14 protein-coding genes and 1 tRNA gene are annotated in these 17,732 nt (G+C 66.0%); 12 read left to right on the forward strand and 3 right to left on the reverse strand.

All coding sequences use genetic code 11. The features are described from left to right. The first annotated feature begins 4 nt into the window (after positions 1-4). Complete coding sequence (gene nudC / locus FB461_RS02080) at positions 5-1,153, forward strand: NAD(+) diphosphatase (RefSeq protein WP_246045963.1); 1,149 nt, start codon at positions 5-7, stop codon at positions 1,151-1,153. A gap of 49 nt (positions 1,154-1,202) precedes the next feature. Here nudC and FB461_RS02085 read toward each other — a convergent pair whose 3' ends face one another. After that, positions 1,203-1,469: a glutaredoxin domain-containing protein gene (locus FB461_RS02085; protein ID WP_142118516.1), complete on the reverse strand. Its 267-nt coding sequence runs from the start codon at positions 1,467-1,469 to the stop codon at positions 1,203-1,205. 88 nt (positions 1,470-1,557) lie between these two features. Between FB461_RS02085 and FB461_RS02090 the strand changes: the two genes are divergently transcribed. From FB461_RS02090 to FB461_RS02100, 3 genes are all read left to right on the forward strand, one after another. Beyond that, positions 1,558-3,621 carry an ATP-dependent helicase gene (locus tag FB461_RS02090; protein WP_142118518.1) on the forward strand — a complete coding sequence of 688 codons (2,064 nt, stop codon included), beginning with the start codon at positions 1,558-1,560 and terminating at the stop codon, positions 3,619-3,621. A 394-nt stretch (positions 3,622-4,015) separates the two neighbouring features. After that, positions 4,016-4,357 carry a WhiB family transcriptional regulator gene (locus tag FB461_RS12405; protein WP_142118520.1) on the forward strand — a complete coding sequence of 114 codons (342 nt, stop codon included), beginning with the start codon at positions 4,016-4,018 and terminating at the stop codon, positions 4,355-4,357. Between the two features lie 63 nt (positions 4,358-4,420). Continuing rightward, positions 4,421-4,981 (forward strand): M48 metallopeptidase family protein, encoded by a 561-nt coding sequence (locus FB461_RS02100; protein ID WP_142118522.1) that lies wholly within the window; start codon positions 4,421-4,423, stop codon positions 4,979-4,981. Here the strand turns inward: FB461_RS02100 and FB461_RS02105 are convergent. After that, entirely contained in the window at positions 4,975-6,414 is a 1,440-nt protein-coding gene (locus FB461_RS02105) for a zinc-dependent metalloprotease (protein ID WP_142118524.1), read from the reverse strand. The genes FB461_RS02100 and FB461_RS02105 overlap by 7 nt on opposite strands. Positions 6,415-6,562: 148 nt before the next feature. Here FB461_RS02105 and FB461_RS02110 point away from each other — a divergent pair, with 148 nt between their 5' ends. From FB461_RS02110 to FB461_RS02140, 8 genes are all read left to right on the forward strand, one after another. After that, the gene (locus tag FB461_RS02110; RefSeq protein ID WP_142118527.1) at positions 6,563-7,543 is read left to right on the forward strand and encodes a Rossmann-fold NAD(P)-binding domain-containing protein; all 981 of its coding nucleotides are present in this window, start codon (positions 6,563-6,565) and stop codon (positions 7,541-7,543) included. Further along, entirely contained in the window at positions 7,540-8,670 is a 1,131-nt protein-coding gene (locus tag FB461_RS02115; protein ID WP_142118528.1) for a YlbL family protein, read from the forward strand. The genes FB461_RS02110 and FB461_RS02115 overlap by 4 nt, the downstream gene beginning before the upstream one ends. 227 nt (positions 8,671-8,897) lie before the next feature. Further along, entirely contained in the window at positions 8,898-12,002 is a 3,105-nt protein-coding gene (locus tag FB461_RS02120) for a UPF0182 family membrane protein (RefSeq protein ID WP_142118530.1), read from the forward strand. Between the two features lie 119 nt (positions 12,003-12,121). Next, positions 12,122-12,198: transfer RNA gene (locus tag FB461_RS02125), tRNA-Met, on the forward strand. Positions 12,199-12,383: 185 nt separating this feature from the next. Further along, positions 12,384-12,590, forward strand: a complete 207-nt coding sequence (locus tag FB461_RS12225; RefSeq protein WP_425466873.1) for a transposase-like zinc-binding domain-containing protein — start codon at positions 12,384-12,386, stop codon at positions 12,588-12,590. A gap of 382 nt (positions 12,591-12,972) precedes the next feature. After that, the gene (locus FB461_RS02130; RefSeq protein ID WP_142118532.1) at positions 12,973-13,191 is read left to right on the forward strand and encodes a DUF6458 family protein; all 219 of its coding nucleotides are present in this window, start codon (positions 12,973-12,975) and stop codon (positions 13,189-13,191) included. Positions 13,192-13,526: 335 nt separating this feature from the next. Further along, positions 13,527-13,844 carry a transposase gene (locus tag FB461_RS02135; RefSeq protein ID WP_142118534.1) on the forward strand — a complete coding sequence of 106 codons (318 nt, stop codon included), beginning with the start codon at positions 13,527-13,529 and terminating at the stop codon, positions 13,842-13,844. Further along, complete coding sequence (locus tag FB461_RS02140) at positions 13,841-14,791, forward strand: integrase core domain-containing protein (RefSeq protein ID WP_142118536.1); 951 nt, start codon at positions 13,841-13,843, stop codon at positions 14,789-14,791. Before FB461_RS02135 ends, FB461_RS02140 begins: the two co-directional genes overlap by 4 nt. A gap of 69 nt (positions 14,792-14,860) precedes the next feature. On the opposite strand, the gene FB461_RS02145 is transcribed toward FB461_RS02140, so the two are convergent. Further along, positions 14,861-17,731, reverse strand: a complete 2,871-nt coding sequence (locus tag FB461_RS02145) for a heavy metal translocating P-type ATPase (protein ID WP_142118538.1) — start codon at positions 17,729-17,731, stop codon at positions 14,861-14,863. Position 17,732: the final 1 nt, after the last annotated feature.

A 17,732-nucleotide genomic window follows, 5' to 3' on the forward strand; every position in this document is an offset into this window, starting at 1 on the left:
AGTGATGGGACGGCGGAAAAGCCCTACGCAAGACTTCGTTCTCGCGGGTTCAGACGTCACGCGGGCGGCGGCTTGGCGGTCGCGATCCGACCTGTGGCATCACTTCCTGAGCGCCGGGCGATCCTGGGCGATCGTGGTGCGCGGCGCCGATATCCTGACCACCGGAGCAGGCAACGAGACCCGCGCGGTTCGCGTGCCGCTCGCCAGCATTGAGCGCGCTCTCGGCGGTCCGCCAGGCGATCGCGTCGTCTTCCTCGGCGCGGATGTGGACGAGTTCTCCGTCGCCTCCGTGAGCGGCACCACCCTGCCAGATGTCGCTGCCTACTTCGCGTGGATCGCTCCCGACCAACGGGTGCTGGCGGCCGCGCTGGGCTCGGCCATGGGAAGCGGCGGCGGCGCATCATCGGCTCCGACCGGGCCGCGGCGCGAGGACGCGACCGACCACACGACATGGCAGCCCCGCCGACCGGGCCGCCTTGACGACGCGGTCACGGCGGGGCGAACGCGAGACGCCCTGCGCGAGGCGACGGCAGGATTGGCCGGACAGCCGGAGGGGGACTTCGTGCCGCTACGAACTGCGGGCGAGTTCCTCGGAGCCTTCGACATTGGGCTGGCGCTACCGGCGGTTGCGCTGGCGCAGTGGCATGATTCTGCGCCCTTCTGCTCCTCGTGCGGTGCCCCGACGGCCCCGGGCGAGGCTGGCTGGTTACGCACCTGCACCGGCTGCGGCCGCGACCACTACCCGCGCACGGACCCGGCGATGATCGTGACCGTGCTCGACGACAGCGATCGGCTGCTTCTCGCCCATGCCTCGCACTGGCCGGAGCGCCGATATTCGTTGCTTGCGGGATTCATCGAAGCGGGTGAGGGCGCGGAGGCCGCGGTGCGCCGGGAGGTGTTCGAGGAGACACGAGTATCGGTGGGCGAGGTCGAATACGTGGCAAGCCAACCCTGGCCGTTCCCCGCGTCGCTCATGCTGGCGTATCGGGCGCGCGCCATCAGCACGGATATCCAGGTGGACGGCGTGGAGGTCGCCGACGCGCGCTGGTTCAGCCGAGAGGACCTCAACGCCGCGATCCGAAGCGGCGAAGTGCACCTACCGATGGGTTCGTCGATCGCCCACGCGCTCGTACGGCGGTGGCTCGATGGCTGATGCCCGGGTCGCGTCGACTACGGCACGCGCGGGTCATGCCGAGACGTGGTCAAATGCCGAGGGCCGACTTGACCTGGTTCAGAGTGGGGTTCGTTGCCGCGGTGCCGTCGGGGTACACGACCGTTGGGACAGTGCGATTGCCGTCGTTGACCGATTCGATGAACTCGATGAAGCTGGGATCGGTCTCGATGTCGATCTCCGTGACAGGAATGCCTGCGCTCGAGAGCTGCGTCTTGAGGCGCTTGCAGTAACCACACCAGCCCGTCGAGAGCATCACGATGGATCCGGGAGCCGGACTTTGTGGGGCCTGCGGCATGACGCCTCCGTTGTCAATTGTCCTTGTGGATAGTGACCATTCTGTCAGAGCAAACTGAAACTATGGGTATGTGCGTGAGGGGAATCGGATGACGTCGGAGCCGCCGGTCAGGGCAATACCTGGAGCGGATCAGCTCATCGATGCCCTGGATCCCGAACAGCAGCAGGTGGCGCTCGCAGTTCGCGGGCCCGTGCGCGTCCTCGCAGGGGCCGGGACCGGCAAGACACGAGCGATCACGCATCGCATCGCCTACGGCGTGCGCACGGGAGCCTATGACTCGCGCAACGTGCTCGCGGTGACGTTCACCTCGCGAGCAGCTGGCGAGATGCGCTCTCGCTTGCGCGACCTCGGCGTGCCGGGGGTGCAGGCTCGAACGTTTCATTCGGCGGCAATGCGGCAGCTGGCGCACTTTTGGCCCCAGATCATCGGCGGCCGGCCCTGGCAGGTCGTTGAGTACAAGGCGCAACTCGTGGCGACCGCGGCACGCTCGCTTCGCATGTCCGTCGATCGGGTGGCGGTGCGGGACCTGGCAAGCGAGATCGAGTGGGCGAAGGTCATGCTGGTGCGCCCCGACGACTACGCCGCGGAGGTCGAGCGTCGCGGCCGCGAACTTCCCGCGGGCTTCTCGGAGCAGGCAATCTCGCGGTTGTATGCCCGCTACGAGGAGATCAAGACGGAACAGGCCGTCATGGACTTCGAGGACGTGCTCGGTCTGACGGCCCAGATGTTGCACGACAACGCGGATATGGCCAAGCAGGTGAGGTCGCAGTACCGACACTTCGTCGTCGATGAGTTTCAGGACGTGTCGCCCATCCAGCAGCGGCTGCTCGATCAGTGGCTCGGCGGGCGCGATGAACTGTGCGTGGTTGGTGATCCCAGCCAGACCATCTATTCATTCGCCGGGGCGACCCCGCACTTTCTGATGAATTTCCGGCAGGCGTTTCCCCGCGCTACTCTCGTTGAGCTGGTCCGGGACTACCGATCTTCGCCGCAGATTGTCCGCGTGGCGAACGACCTGTTGCGTAGCGCGATCGCCAGCGATCCGGCGGGTGTCAAGCCACTCGAGCTCATCGCGCAGGGTGCCGACGGACCGGTCGTGAAGTACACCGAGTACGGCGATGATGACGCCGAGGCGGCGGGCGTGGCCGCCCGCGTGAAGGCGCTGATCGCCGAGGGTGTGAACGCGCACGAGATCGCGGTGCTGTACCGCACGAATGCTCAGTCCGAGGCCTTTGAATCCGCGCTGTCGGAGGCCGGTATCGGATACGTCGTTCGGGGCGGGCAGCGATTCTTTGCCCGCAAGGACGTGCGCGACGCGATGCTATTGCTGCGGGCGGCGATCAATCACGCGCCGGATCGGCGCATGCCCGAGGTCGTTCGCGACGTCCTGTCGGATGCGGGCTGGGCCGAGCGGGCGCCCACCGCCGTCGGCGCGCAGCGTGAACGCTGGGAGGCAATGCAGGCTCTCGTCCTGCTCGCCGACGAACTCGACGACAAGCGCGGCGCCACCATGGGTGACTTCGTGACCGAATTGACCGAGCGCGCAGACTCGCAGCACGCGCCGACCGTCGATGGCGTAACCCTCGCATCGCTCCACGCGGCAAAAGGCCTCGAATGGGATGCCGTGTTCCTGGTGGGAGTCAGCGAGGGTCTGATGCCCATCTCACTGGCCGAAACCGACCGAGCCATCGCAGAGGAACGGCGCCTGCTTTACGTCGGCATCACCCGTGCCCGGACCCACCTCGAACTCTCCTACGCGCGGGCTCGCCGTGCGGGCTCGCGCGGGAACCGCAAGGTCAGCAGATTCCTCTCGGGCATCTGGCCAGCGCCAGCGCGTCCGGACCGCATGCGCCGATCCACGAGGGGGGAAACGACCATCGCGTTGAGCGGCGATGTGGACGGCGAACTCTTCGAAGAACTGCGCGCATGGCGAGGGCGCGTCGCGAAGGAGATTGGCAAGCCCGCGTACGTCGTTTTCGGCAACATCTCGCTCGTTGCCATCGCCGAGATCCGTCCCTCAACCCTGGACGAACTCTCGGTTGTTCGCGGCGTTGGTCCAGCGAAACTCGAGGCGTACGGCGAGCAGGTCCTCGGCGTAGTCCGGGCGCACCTGTCGGCTAAGGCAGGGCAACCCGCAGAAGGAAAAATTTAATTAAGTGGAAACCCTCGCCTCGGGGTTCTATGCTCGTTGATGTCCGCGTAGATTTCGTGGCCCCTCGTCGGGCCGCCCTGACTGGAGCGAAGGAGGTGCACCCCCAATGATCACTTCATTCGGCAACGTCGCAGCGCGCTGCGCAGCCCGGCCGTGGGGCGCACCCTCGGCACGAGCGGGTGCAGAAAAGCTGCCCGCCTCCAGCCCAGTGTCAGCCAGAAATTTGTGCGGTCCCTCGATCGACGGAGCCAGTTAGGCTCGCGTTACTCGCTTATGGCCGCGCCACCGACATCCGGGGCGACGGCCTTTTCCTTTTCCCGCTTCCGAGCATGAGCCGGCAGCGGACGCCGTCGCCCTGACAACACATTTTCGAGTTGTTCAGGAGAAATAGACCATGAACCCCGCAGTTGTATCGACTCTGCGCGAGCCGATCACCGGCGAGTTCGCCGCATCCACGGCATGGGACGCATCAGCGTTCGTCGCCGCCACCATATCGACGCCGTGTCGCAGCAATGACGCCGACCTCTGGTTCGCGGAGCGCACGAGCGACATCGAACTCGCGAAGTCGCTCTGCCGGGAGTGCCCGCTGGTCCGACAGTGCCTCGAAGGGGCGCTCGCACGTGAGGAGCCCTGGGGCGTCTGGGGTGGCCAGTCGTTCGTAGACGGGCGCGTCGTCGCCCAGAAGCGCGGACGAGGCCGGCCGCGTAAGAACCCGCTTCCCGCGCTCGCATCGTGAGCAATCAGCTCGTATCCTCGCTCCGCAGGTGACGCGGGGCGAGGATACCGCTAGCGTCTAGGCATGGAGTCCCCTCAGGTGGCGCGCGTCGAGGTGCGCCGCAGCGATCGCCGCAAACGGACGATCAGCGCGCGTCTCGATGGCGACACGCTTGTTGTGTTCGTGCCTGCCAGCCTCGGGCGCCGCGAGGAGGAGAAGTGGGTTCGGCAGATGCGCGAGCGCATGGAATCGCGATTGCGTAGGTCTCGTCCATCGGATGAAGAACTCGAGGCGAGGACTCGCTCCCTGGCGGCCAAGTACCTGCCCAAGGGGGTCCGAATCCGCTCGGTGCGGTGGTCCGACAACCAGGTGAAGCGCTGGGGATCGTGCAGCATTGAGACGGGCGACATTCGCGTCTCCAGCAGGCTGCGTGGCATGCCCCCGTGGGTGGTGGACTACGTGCTGCTGCACGAGGCGACGCACACGATCTTCGCGGAGCACGGCAACGAGTTCTGGACGCTACTCAGCGCGTACCCGCACACGGAACGGGCACGCGGATTCCTCCAGGGCATCGACTACGCGGGCGCGCATGAGGTCGGCGGCGAGGCCGAAGACGGTTGCGAGGAACCCGGCGACAGTTACTGATCGCTGGGGTCGGTGCTCTCACCGTCGGGGCCGAGCCCAAGATCACCGCTGAGCAGAGCCTCAAGTTCCGCATCGAAGTTTGCCAAGGCGCCGCTGACGGAGTCGTCGCGGCGAACGATGAAGTCCTGCGGGGCATCGAGATCCGCGGCCACCGGCATGAAGTCTGGATGCGACCACACTTCGTCGCGGCCTTCAACGCCGCGTTTAGCACTCAGCAATTCCCATAAAGCGGTAGCTTCGCGGGCACGTCGAGGCCGCAACTCCAGTCCGACGAGCGTTGCAAAGGTCTGCTCGGCCGGGCCGCCCGCGGCACGGCGGCGGCGAATCATCTCCCGTAGCGCGATGATCGAGGGCAAATGCGGTAGCGCGGCCTGTGCGCTGACCGCGTCGACCCATCCCTCCACGAGCGCGAGGGCGGTTTCGAGTCGTAGGAGGGTAGCCTGCTGCTCAGGGCTCTTCGCCACCGCGAAGATGCCGGAGGACATGACCCTGCGAAGTTCCTCCGGATCCGTCGGATTGATCTCCCGGACCGTGGATTCGAGGGTCTCGGAATCGATCTGCACACCTCGGGCATACTCATCGATCAGCGCAATGATGTGGGCGCGCAGCCATGGGGCGCCGTTAAACAACCTGGCCGCGGCCGCCTCGCGCAGCGCGAGGAACTGGCGGACCTCGCGCGCATCGATATCCAGGTCCCGCGCGAACGCCTCGACGTTCGTGACCACGAGCGCAACACGCGTCCCCTCAACCAGCGGGACTCCGACATCCGTGGTACCGAATACCTCTGTGGCGAGTTCGCCCGTGGCCTGACCCACCTGCATGCCGAACACCATGGCGCCGAGGCGCCGAAGGAAGACGTCGGGGGAGATCACCCCGTCTGCCAGCCCTGGAACGTTCAGATCTCCGAAGGGCGTCAGGCCGTCCACTCCGTCCATCTCCTCGCTGAGGACGCGGACGAGTGCCTCCGTGACGGCCTCCGCGACCGGGGCCGTCAGGGCGTTCCACGTCGCAATGGTCGCCTCCACCCATTCCGCGCGGCTCCAGGCGGCGTGGGTCACGGACGCGGGCGGTAGCGATGTTGCGGCATCGAGCCACAACTCGGCCGCCTGGAACGCCCCGACTACGCCGCGTCGCTCCGCGTCGCTCACCACCGGGTCGGGGCCAGCGCTCGCAGCCACCTGGCGCGCGATATCGCGGGCCGCGTTCGTGTTGAGTCCTTGCGGGGAATCGGTCGCCAGGAACTGCTGTACCTGGCGGAGGGCGGCCTGCAGCATCTGCGGATTCATCGGACCCGCATCGCCCGGAAGGCTCGCCGGGTCGATACCCGCCGCGCGCAACTGCTCGATCACAGCGTCCGCGTTCGCCCCGAACATATCGGTGAACATGCGCTCCCAGTCGGGAACTGCGCCATCCGATGGCGGCACTGCATTCATGATCCCTCCCAGGCATTGTTACGGGTCCGCAAGATACGCTTGCCCATGGAATAACGGTAGCGTCCTCGACTGAGAAAGGACCCGGGAAGCAAGCGTGACAAGCGGGCAGAGACGAGGTGGCGCGAAGGTCCCTCGGGAGTTCGTTGTCATGGGCGCCGGTCCCATCGCCGTGCACCTGCGAAACGCGCTAAGCCTGGAACGCGAGGCCGGAAGGCCGGGTGCGGAGCGAGTGCTCGTCGTCGTCCTCGATCCCGGAGACTTCCGCGATGTCCTGACCACGCCTCCGGCGCTCAGGCGGGAGCGCATCGCTCAGGGCGTAACCGAGGCGGTGTCGCGTGGTGGGGCGCTCGGCGTCAAGCACCTCATCGCCGTGAGTTCCGCGGCCGTATGCGGAGCGTGGTGGGCTCGTCCCGAAATCTCCGAAGACGATCCGATCACCACGCAGGGCGACCTTGGCTGGTCCGGCGATGTCGCGCACAGCGAGGCCATGCTTGAGCAGGCCCTCGACGCGGGCGGGCTGGCCGGTGCCCGCGTCACCATCGTGCGTGCGGCACCTATCGTGGGGCAGGGCGTCGACACGCTCATCACACGTCACTTCGAGGTGCCGCGGCTGCTTCAATTGCGTGGATCGGATAAGCGTTGGCAGTTTCTGCACATCGATGATCTCGTCGGAGCCGTCCAGGTCGTCGCCGACGAGGGACTCGTTGGCATCGTCACCGCCGGGGCGGTGCGGCCGCTTGGCCCGTTCGCTGGCGATCCGGACGCGGAGACCACGCAAACCGTCGCCTCGATCGCGGGCCGGCGCACCGTTGCCCTCACTCAGGATCGGGCGATGTCGATTGCCAACAAACTCCATCAGGCGGGAATACTCGCTGCGCCAGCGAGCGACCTCGCCTACGCGGTTTACCCGTGGGTGGTTCGGAGCGATACGCTTCTGCGTGCGGGTTGGCGGCCCCGTTACTCGACCGCAGAGTGCGTACGGCTCATGATGGCCGACTACTCGTGGCGGGCAGGGATGGCCGGTGGCCTACTCCGCGGGCGATCGCTCGCGGCCATCGGAGCTGCTGGCGCCATGGTGGCACTCGCGGGAACCGTGGCGGCCACACGACGAACACGAGGAGTGGGATGACGCGGGCACGACTGAGGGACGTCCTGGGCACCATCACCGCCCTCGCGCTGATCGGCTTTCTGCTCGTTCCTATGCCCTATGCGTCGCTGTCGGCCGGGCAGACGCAGGACGTCCTCGGGGAGATGAGTTCCTCCGACGGGACGGCCTCCGAGGTCATCACCATCAAGGGTGCGCCGACCTATCCGACCACGGGGAAGGTGCTCTTCACGACGGTCGGGGTGAGCGGATCTCCCGAATCGCCCATGTCGGCGGCGGCTATCGCGCTCGATTGGTTCGACCCGAAGAAGCAGGTCGAGCCGATCGAGCTCTACTACCCGCCGAACACCACGACCGAACAGGTTCGCGAGCAGAACCAGGCCGATATGACCTCATCGCAGGACACTGCGGCGGTCGTGGCGCTCACTGAACTGGGACGCGAGGTGCCGGCCACACTGACGGTGGCGATGCCAGTGACTCGCCGCGACATGGGCGTCGCAGGCGAGGATTCATACACGCGTGCCGAGGACGTAGTCCAGGAGGGCGACGTGATCCTGGCGATCGGGGGCACGAAGATCGTCACGCATCAGCAACTACTGGCGGTTGTGCGCGCGTTGCCCCCCAACGAAGACGTGGACGTCACCGTGCTGCGTGCCGGGGACGAGGAAACGTTGACCTTTGCCCCCTATCCTGCGGCGAGCGCCGAACCCGGGAGCGGTGGCGGGGCCGCGGATTCGGGCGCGCGCCTCGGGGTGCTGCTCACACCCGAATACGATCTTCCCGTCGATGTCACCATCAACGCCCAGGATGTCGGGGGGCCGAGCGCGGGCATGATGTTCACGCTCGGCATCATCGACCTTCTCGCACCCGAGGACCTCACTGCGGGGAAGACCATTGCCGGGACCGGCACTATCGACATCGAGGGGAACGTCGGCGCCATCGGCGGCATCGACCACAAGATCGAGGGAGCGGCCCGGGCTGGCGCGACCTGGTTCCTGGTGCCTGAGTCGAACTGCGCCGACATCTCACGCACACCGCCACGGGGGATCGAAATCGTGTCGGTCGCCACCGTGACGCAAGCGAAGCAGGCACTCGAGTCCATTCGAGCAGGCGACCTGGCATCGCTGCCGCGGTGCGCGGGAGTGTCCTAGGGGTTTCACGTTCACGTGGGCATCGCGGTCGCCGTCACGCCGGGATACTCGCGGTGAGGCGGGCCGAGCGCGGGCCAGCGACGGCGAAGATTTCGCCCAGCGCGCAAAAGCCTGTTACCTGCCCGACATTGAGGAACTTCCCTGGAACCTGTGGGATTCTTGATATTCGGCATATGCACACTGTGAAGCGCCGCATCCCCACGCTGAAGACCTGAAAGGCTCCAACGATGACGTCCACAGCCAGCAACCCGTCCAGGCCTAGACGGCGACGGGAAGCCGACGAAGAACGAAACCGGAGATTCGGACCTCTCGCGATCACCATTGGGGTCCTGGCCGTCATCGTTGTGGCTGTCCTTGTCGCATCGCGATACCTGACGGAGTACTGGTGGTTCGACCAGGCCGGGTTCGCGAAGGTTCTCACGACGCAGTGGATCACCACGATCGTCCTCTTTGTCATCGGCTTCGTGGTCATGGGAGCGGCGATCTGGGCAAGCGCCTTCATCGCTCACAAGCGTCGTCCCGTGTATGCGGTCACAGCTATCCGCCCCACGCCGATGGATCAATACCGCGAGGCATTCGAGCCGATCCGCAAGCTGGCAATGATCATCGCGCCTGCGGGCCTCGGCGTATTCGCAGGCATAGCCGCGGGCAGCCAATGGCAGACGTTCCAGACGTGGTTGAACTCGACGCCGTTCGGTGAGACGGATCCGCAGTTCGGCTTCGACCTCAGCTTTTACGTATTCGCCGTACCGGCCATTCGCTTCCTGCTCTCCTTCCTGACCGTGACGGCGGTCTTCGCGCTCATCACCGCCGGAGTCATGACCTATCTCTATGGCGGGGTGCGCATCGAGCAGTTGCCCAACAATAAGGCGGCGTTCCGCGCCACCAAGGACGCGCGACTCCAACTGAACATCACCGCCGCGATCCTCATGCTCGTCATCGCAGCACGGATCTGGTTCTCGCAGTACGAGACGCTGCTCTCGTCCACCACCATCGCGCAGGGCGCGGACTACACGGATGTCCACGCCGGAATCCCCGCCCGGACCATCCTCTCCGTGGTGGCCATCGTCGTCGCCGCCCTCTTCGTGGTGTGCGCGATACGCGGCAACTGGCGCCTGCCGGTGATCGGGATCGGGCTCATGCTCGTGACCGGAATCCTGATCGGCTTTGCCTACCCGGCCATCGTCTCCCGCTTCCAGGTGCAGCCTAACGCTCAAGAACTTGAGGCGCCCTACATTCAGCGCAATATCGATGCGACGCGTGCCGGGTTCGGCCTGAAAGACATCGATGTGCAGGAATACGCGGCCAAGACGACCGCGGAGAAGGGCGCGCTGCGGCAGGACGCCGAGACCACAGCCTCGATCCGCCTACTCGACCCCAACATCGTCTCTCCTGCGTTCCGCCAGTTGCAGCAGAACAAGCAGTACTACAACTTCGCCGAGACGCTCGCGGTCGACAAGTACTCGTTCGATGACGCATCGCACGACACCGTGATCGGCGTGCGTGAATTGAACCTCGCCGGGCTCGGAGACGACCAGCGCAACTGGGTCAACCAGCACACCGTGTTCACGCACGGCTTCGGTGTCGTGGCCGCGTACGGCAACCAGGTCCGATCCGACGGATCGCCGGCATTCTTCGAGTCCGACATCCCCTCGGCTGGCAAGTTGAGCGGCGGCGAGCAGCACGCGTACGAGGAGCGGATCTACTTCAGCCCGGCTGCGCCCGACTACTCCATTGTGGGCGCCCCTGCTGGCGCGGAGCCGTGGGAACTCGACTACCCGGATGACTCCGCCGCGGGCCAGGTCAAGACCACGTTCCCGACGCAGGAAGTGTCCGTGGGACCGAAGCTCGACTCGTTCTTCTCGCGCCTGCTGTACGCAATCGACCTGCAGTCGGAACAGTTGCTCTTCTCCGATCGAGTCAACTCCGAATCCCAGGTCATCTACGACCGGGCTCCCGCCGAGCGCGTCAAGAAGGTCGCTCCCTACCTGACACTCGACGGTCGCGTGTACCCGGCTGTGGTGGACGGGCAGGTCCTGTGGATCGTCGACGGATACACCACGTCCGCGACCTACCCGTATGCGACCTCGCAGGCCTTGGACGACGCGACTGCTGACTCGTTGACGGCCTCGTCCTCCTCCGTGAGCGCACTCGAACCGAAGCGCGTGAACTACATCCGCAACTCGGTCAAGGCTACGGTCAACGCCTACAGCGGCGAGGTGACGCTCTACGCCTGGGACGAGGATGACCCCGTCCTCAAGACGTGGCAGAAGATCTTCCCGTCGACGATCAAGCCGATCGCCGAGGTGAGCGGCGACCTGATGAGCCACTTCCGCTACCCCGAGGACCTGTTCAAGGTTCAGCGGACCGTGCTCGCTCGCTATCACGTCACAGACGCGGCGTCGTTCTTTACCGCCCAGGACTTCTGGAAGGTCCCCGTCGATCCGACCACGTCCGTCAGCGGCGACGCCAAGACCGCGCAGTTGCAACCGCCCTACTACGTGACGTTGCAGATGCCGGGGCAGGAGAACTCGTCCTTCTCACTCACCTCGACGTTCATCCCGGGCGGAAACTCCGATCGCCAGATCCTTACCGGCTTCCTCGCGGCCGATGCGGATGCCGGGAAGACGACCGGCGTGAAATCCCCGGAGTACGGCAAGCTTCGCCTGCTTGTGCTGCCGCGGAATGCGACCGTCCCCGGACCGGGCCAGGTGCAGACCAAGTTCAACACCGACTCGACGGTGGCTCAGGCATTCACGTTCCTCAAGCAGGGTAACTCCACGATCGAGCTCGGAAACCTGCTGACGCTTCCCGTCGGCGGCGGACTACTCTACGTGCAGCCCGTGTATGCCTACTCGTCTCAGGGCTCGACGTATCCACTACTGCGGTACGTGATGGTTGCGTTCGGTGACGAGATTGGCTTCGGCACGACGCTGTCCGACGCGCTCGACCAGGTATTCGGCGGTGAGTCCGGGGCGCAGACCTCGGACAACGATGGGACGACCGCGCCGATTGTGCCGGACGATTCCACTGGTGAGACTCCCACGGAGCCGACCGCGCCGACCGCGCCGACCGCGCCGACCGAGCCGACTACTCCCACCGAGCCCACCACGCCGACCGAGCCCACCGCGCCGACGCAGCCGGACGCGGGGGGAGATGCGAATGCGCGCCTCAAGACGGCTCTCGCGGACATGCAGACCGCTTGGGACCAGGGACAGGCGGCACTCGAAAAGGGCGACTTCGCCGCCTACGGCACGGCGCAGCAGGCACTGCAGGACGCGCTCGACAAGGCAGTTGCCGCCGAGGCGGAACTGAACGCCGCAACCTCCTGACCAGGGTTGTTTCGAGATGACTGGCGTGGGGCGCCCGGGTAACCGGACGCCCCACCGCCATCTGCGGGTCGAGGCCGATTTGGTTCTCGGCAGCAGATCGGCTAGGCTGGATAAGCCGACGCGGGGTGGAGCAGCTCGGTAGCTCGCTGGGCTCATAACCCAGAGGTCGCAGGTTCAAATCCTGTCCCCGCTACCAACTAAAGACCCCCTGACCAGCGGAAACGCGGTCAGGGGGTCTTTGCTATTTCCTGTCTAGATTTACGGAATGCGGTTTAGTGTCGGTATTCGGGGCTTATAGGTCAGAACGTGTGGATGGGATTGGGGGTTTCGCTTGTGATTTAGCGGCTGGTGGGGTGTTGGTATGCCCTGGCATCCTTGATTGTGAATGGTGCAGGTAATTCCACGCGTTGTGGAGTATGCGATGAAGTCCTGGTCAAGAACGGTAAGACAGCTGCTGGGACCCAACGGTGGATATGTCGCAGTTGTGGTGCCTCTAGCGTGCGTAGACGCCCTGATGTGACCCGAGCAGCACAGTGGCAGTGGTGCTGCCACGTCGGGCAAGCAGACCGCCACTGGGTGTGCGAGTGATAGCGAACCCCTGGGCGGCGAGTCCGTCGTGCAGCGTCTGAAACGCACGATTCTGATCGCTGATCAATATGAAGTCCGTCGAGATCGCCATGGTTGTTCCCTGTCGTTCGAAGTGCGAGGTTGCGCAGTTCACCCTACTGGGCATGGCCTCGTCCGGATACATGTCCGTCTCATCCGCGCGACCGATAGCTGATTCGCAGTGAGAATCGGCCGGCGACCAGCAGTCTGTGCCGGAGGATCGGCTGGGAGGTGCGTCACGACCCGTGCCGAACGTCCGTCTAGGTCGCGCGCAAGGGCCGTCCGCGACAAATCGCGGCTCGCCGCGAGATGACCTACCCTGATATATGGACGCACGAACACCACTCGGACGGAGATGCGCATCATGACCATCAGTACCGGAATTGTTCTCTTTGTCATCGGAGCGATCTTGACGTTCGCGGTCAACGTCGAATTCGACGCGATCAGCCTGGACCTGATCGGCTACATCCTCATGGGTGCCGGAGTCGTCGTGTTCATCATCGGCCTGATCACGATGACTACCGCTCGTCGCCGGACGGTTGACCGGGTTGAGCGAGTCGACCGCGTCGGTCCGATCGACTGAGGGAAGCGACTCGTCATCGAGTCTCGGCGCCTCTGACCGGAACGTCGCAGGTGGCGTGCGTGTTCGTGGCTTAGGGGTGCCGTTTTACGTAAGAAGAGCCACCGCGCAATGTCATGAACGCTCACTCGGCCCCGTCGGCACCAGCCAATATGGCTTATAGGTCAGAACGTGTGGATGGGATTGGGGGTTTCGCTTGTGATTTAGCGGCTGGTGGGGTGTTGGTATGCCCTGGCATCCTTGATTGTGAATGGTGCTGGTAATTTGTCGCGCGTCAGACTATGTGGCAGGGGTAGTTAGTTGCTGAGGCAACGGCCCTATCGCAAGGTTTGAGAATCATGAGTCGTCCACCGAAGATCCCGGCGGAGAAGAAGCTGCGCATCGTGTTGAGCGTGTTGCAGGGCGAGATCTCGATCGCGGAAGCGGCCCGCCGCGAGAAGGTCTCCGAGCAGGCGATCGGGAAGTGGAAGCGTCAGTTCCTCGAGGGAGGCAAGGCCGGAATCGAGGCCGGCAAGTCCAAGCCCTCGACCCGAGAGCAACAGCTCGAGGATGAGGTCGCCGAACTCACCCAAGCCCTCGGCGAGGCCGCGGTCGAGATCCGCGTCTGGAAGAAATCAGCGGAGGGCAGGTTGGGCCCTTCGAGGACCTCGAGGTGATCCGCACCGAGGCGGGCATGTCGACCGCGAGGTTCTGCGAACTCATCGACATGCCCGAACGAATCTGGCGGCGCTGGCAGGCCAAGGCCCGCGCGGATCGGCCGTTGAAGGGTCCGTGGCCGCAGCCGTCTCGCGTTGCTGTCCGTGATGTCGTCGTGCAGCATGCGAAGGCGCATCCGGCGTGGGGCCACCGGAAGATTTGGGCCATGACCCGTCACGACGGGCACCCGGTATCGCAGGCGACCGTGCTGCGGCTGCTGCGCGACGAGGGCCTGATCCTGGGTGCGAATGACCAACGGGAGCGCCGCAAGCTCGCTGAGCGCCGCAAGGCCGCGTTCGCGAAAGAACCGACGGGCCCGAACCAGGTTTGGCAGCTCGACTTCTCCGAGTATGAGACCACGGCCGGCGGGGTCTGGCGGATTGCGTCGTGTCGGGACTATTGGGCGAAGTATGAGTTCGACGCGCACGTGTCGCCGACTGCGAACATGCACGACGCGGTCACCGCGGTCGAGCTCGCCCTCGCCGAATTCGAGGCGCTCCTCGGCCACCCGCTCATCGACGACTGCGAGGTCGACGAGCACACCGGGGAGATCCTGCCCACCTTGACGATCGTGACCGACAATGGCGGCCCGTTCCGGTCGTTCACGTTCGAAGCGTTCATCGCGACGCACCCCGAGCTCCGTCACGTCCGCACACGAGTGAGAACGCCGGGGCAGAACGGGTCACGCGAACGCGGCTTCGGGACGATGAAATACGAATGGCTGTTCCGCGAAGAGATCGACGACGGCCTCCAGCTCGTCGAACACGTGAACGCCTACCGGCAGGACTATAACCACGTCCGCCCGCACGAAGCGATCGCCTGGAACCGACCCGCAGAGGTCTACGCCGGCCTCGCCGACCCCACCATCCCCAACTTCGAAATCGAAGAAACCCTGCCAACTACTTGACGCGGGACATCCTTCCTGGTGCGGGCCGGTCGCCTTGTGTGTGTGCGCTCACGTGGTTGGTGGTGGTGCTTAGTGGGCGGGGTGGCTGTAGCGGTGGGGGTCGGCGTCGAAGGTGGCCGCGCAGTGGGCGGAGCAGAAGGCGAACGTGACGCCGTCGTGCTCACGGGTGGCTGCGGCGGTGGCCGGGTCGATGCTCATCCCGCACACCGGGTCGGTCACGGTGGCGTTCTGGTGCGAGGCGTTGTCGTGGTGGTGGGTCATGGCGTTCTCTTCCTTGTCGTCGTTGGTGTTCTCGTCGTGGTGGTGGTCCGCTCCGAGCTCGACCACGGGTTCGGTGGCTCTGGCCGGTGTCGTGATGGCCGCGGCCACGGGGGCGGGGTTGAAGCGGCGCAACCGGTTGGCGTTGGCGACGACCGACAGTGAGGACAGCGCCATGGCCAGGGCAGCGATGATCGGGCTGAGCAGCAGCCCGAAGGCGGGGTAGAGGACTCCTGCGGCGATGGGGATGCCCAGGGCGTTGTAGCCGAAGGCGAAGCCGAGGTTCTGGCGGATGTTGCGCATGGTGGCCCGGGACAAGTCCACGGCGGTGACCAGTCCGGACAGGTTCCCCGAGATCAGGGTGATGTCGGAGGACTCGATGGCGACGTCGGTGCCGGTGCCGATGGCCGAGCCGACGTCGGCCTGGGCCAGGGCGGGGGCGTCGTTGATGCCATCGCCCACCATCCCCACGATCCCGCCGCCTGCTTGCAGGCGCTTGACCTCTGCGGCCTTGTGCTCGGGCATGACCTCGGCCAGGACCCGGGTGATGCCGACCTGGCGGGCGATGGCTGCGGCGGTGTCGCGGTTGTCGCCGGTCATCATCACCACGTCCAGCCCGCGCGCCTGCAGGGCGGCGATCGCCTCGATGGAGCCGTCCTTGAGGGTGTCGGCCACGCCGATCACTCCGGCCGGGCGACCGTCCACAGCGGCGAGCATGGGTGTCTTGCCGTCCCGGGCGAGACGTTCGAGGTCGCCGGTCAGGGGTGTGGGGTCGATGCCGGCGCCGGTGAGCAGACGCTTGTTGCCGACCAGCACCTGGCGGCCCTCGACGAGGGCGCGCACGCCCTGACCGGTGATCGAGGTGAACTCCTGTGGTGTGCCCAGGGCGTGGCCGGCGTTGGTGGCTCCGGCCACGATCGCGGCCGCGAGCGGGTGCTCGGAGTCGCGTTCGGCGGCGGCGACCAGGGCCAGCAGCTCGGTGTCGTCGAACCCGTCAGCCGGTAGCACATCGGTCAGCGACGGGGCGCCCTTGGTGATGGTGCCGGTCTTGTCCAGGACCACGGTGGTGAGCTTGTGGGCGGTCTCCAGGGCCTCGGCGGAGCGGATCAGGATGCCGTGGGTGGCGCCCTTGCCGGTACCGACGGTGATCGACAGCGGGGTGGCCAGGCCCAGGGCGCAGGGGCAGGCGATGATCAGCACCGCGACCGCGGCGACCAGGGCGAAGATCCCGGCCGGCGGCGGGCCGACCAGGGACCAGATCGCGAACGTCCAGACTGCGATCACGATCACGGCGGGCACGAAGTAGCTGGCGACGTTGTCGACCAGGCGCTGGATCGGGGCCTTGGATCCCTGGGCCTCGCGGACCAGGCGGATGATCTGGGCGAGCATGGTGTCCGCACCGACCTTGGTGGCCACGTAGCGGAACGCCCCCGTCTGGTTGATCGTGGCACCGATGACGGTGTCCCCGGCGGCCTTGAGGACCGGGATCGGCTCGCCGGTGACCATCGACTCATCGATCGCCGAGGTGCCCTCGCTGACCTCGCCGTCCACGGGCAGCTTCTCTCCGGGGCGGATCGCGATCACGTCACCGACCTGGACGTCACCGACGCCGATCTCCAGCTCCTCACCGGCGCGGATGACCCGCGCGGTGCGTGGCTGCAGGCCGATCAGGGCCCGGATGGCCTCACCGGTTCCGGCCTTGGCCTTCGTCTCCAGCAGCCGGCCCAGCAGGATCAGCGTCAAGATGACCCCGACGGCCTCGTAGTAGACCTCTTGGGCATCGGCGGGCAGCACGTCCGGGACGAAGGTGGCCACCAGGCTGAACCCGAAGGCGGCGATCGTGCCGAGGGTGATCAGGGAGTTCATCTCGGCCGTGCGGTGCGAGAGTGCCAGCCACCCGGTGCGGTGGATCGGCCAGCCGGTGTAGACCATGACCGGGGCGATCAGCAGCAGCTGCAGCCACGGCTCCAGCAGCACCCCGGGCCACATCGCCCCGAACAGCTCATGGGCCATCACCGCCACCAGCACCGGGAAGGTCAGCACCGCGCCGATGATCACTCGCCGACGCAGATCGGCGATCTCGGTCGCGCGCTCGGCGGCTTCCGCATCGACCGACTCGTCGTCGGCCACATGCAGCGCCACCGGACCACCCACCGCGGTGGTGGCAGTCTCGCCCCCGCTCTGGTGCTCGTGCGGAGCGCCCGTCACCGGCGCGATCTCCTCGGTCGGGCGTGGGGGTGCGATCACGCCACCACCGGTGGGTGGGTTCGAGGCTGCCGCAGCACCCGAGTCGGCACCACCAGCGGCAGCGGTGCCGGAGACCACGCGGACCTTGCCGTGCAGCATATTCATCCCGCAGGCGAAGCCGTACTCACCGACCTCCTGGGGGGTGAAGTCCACCGCCGTGGTGGCGTAGGCGGGCAGGGACTGGTTGACCTTGAAGTCGGGGAAGACCACCCGGGAGGAGCAGTCCCCGGACTCCTGACGGTCGAAGACCATCCGCACCGGGAGGCCCTGGACGACCTCGATGACGTCGGGGCTGTAGCCGCCCTTGACCGCCACGGTCACGACCTGCACACCGCCATCGACCTCGGCGCGCCGGGACTTCTTCGGACCGAAGAAGTACCAACCGATCAGGGCCGTCAGCACCAAGGCCGCGGCCAGCGTGGCGAGGATTACCATG

It is taken from the genome of Rarobacter faecitabidus (assembly GCF_006716265.1).
Classification (GTDB): domain Bacteria; phylum Actinomycetota; class Actinomycetes; order Actinomycetales; family Cellulomonadaceae; genus Rarobacter; species Rarobacter faecitabidus.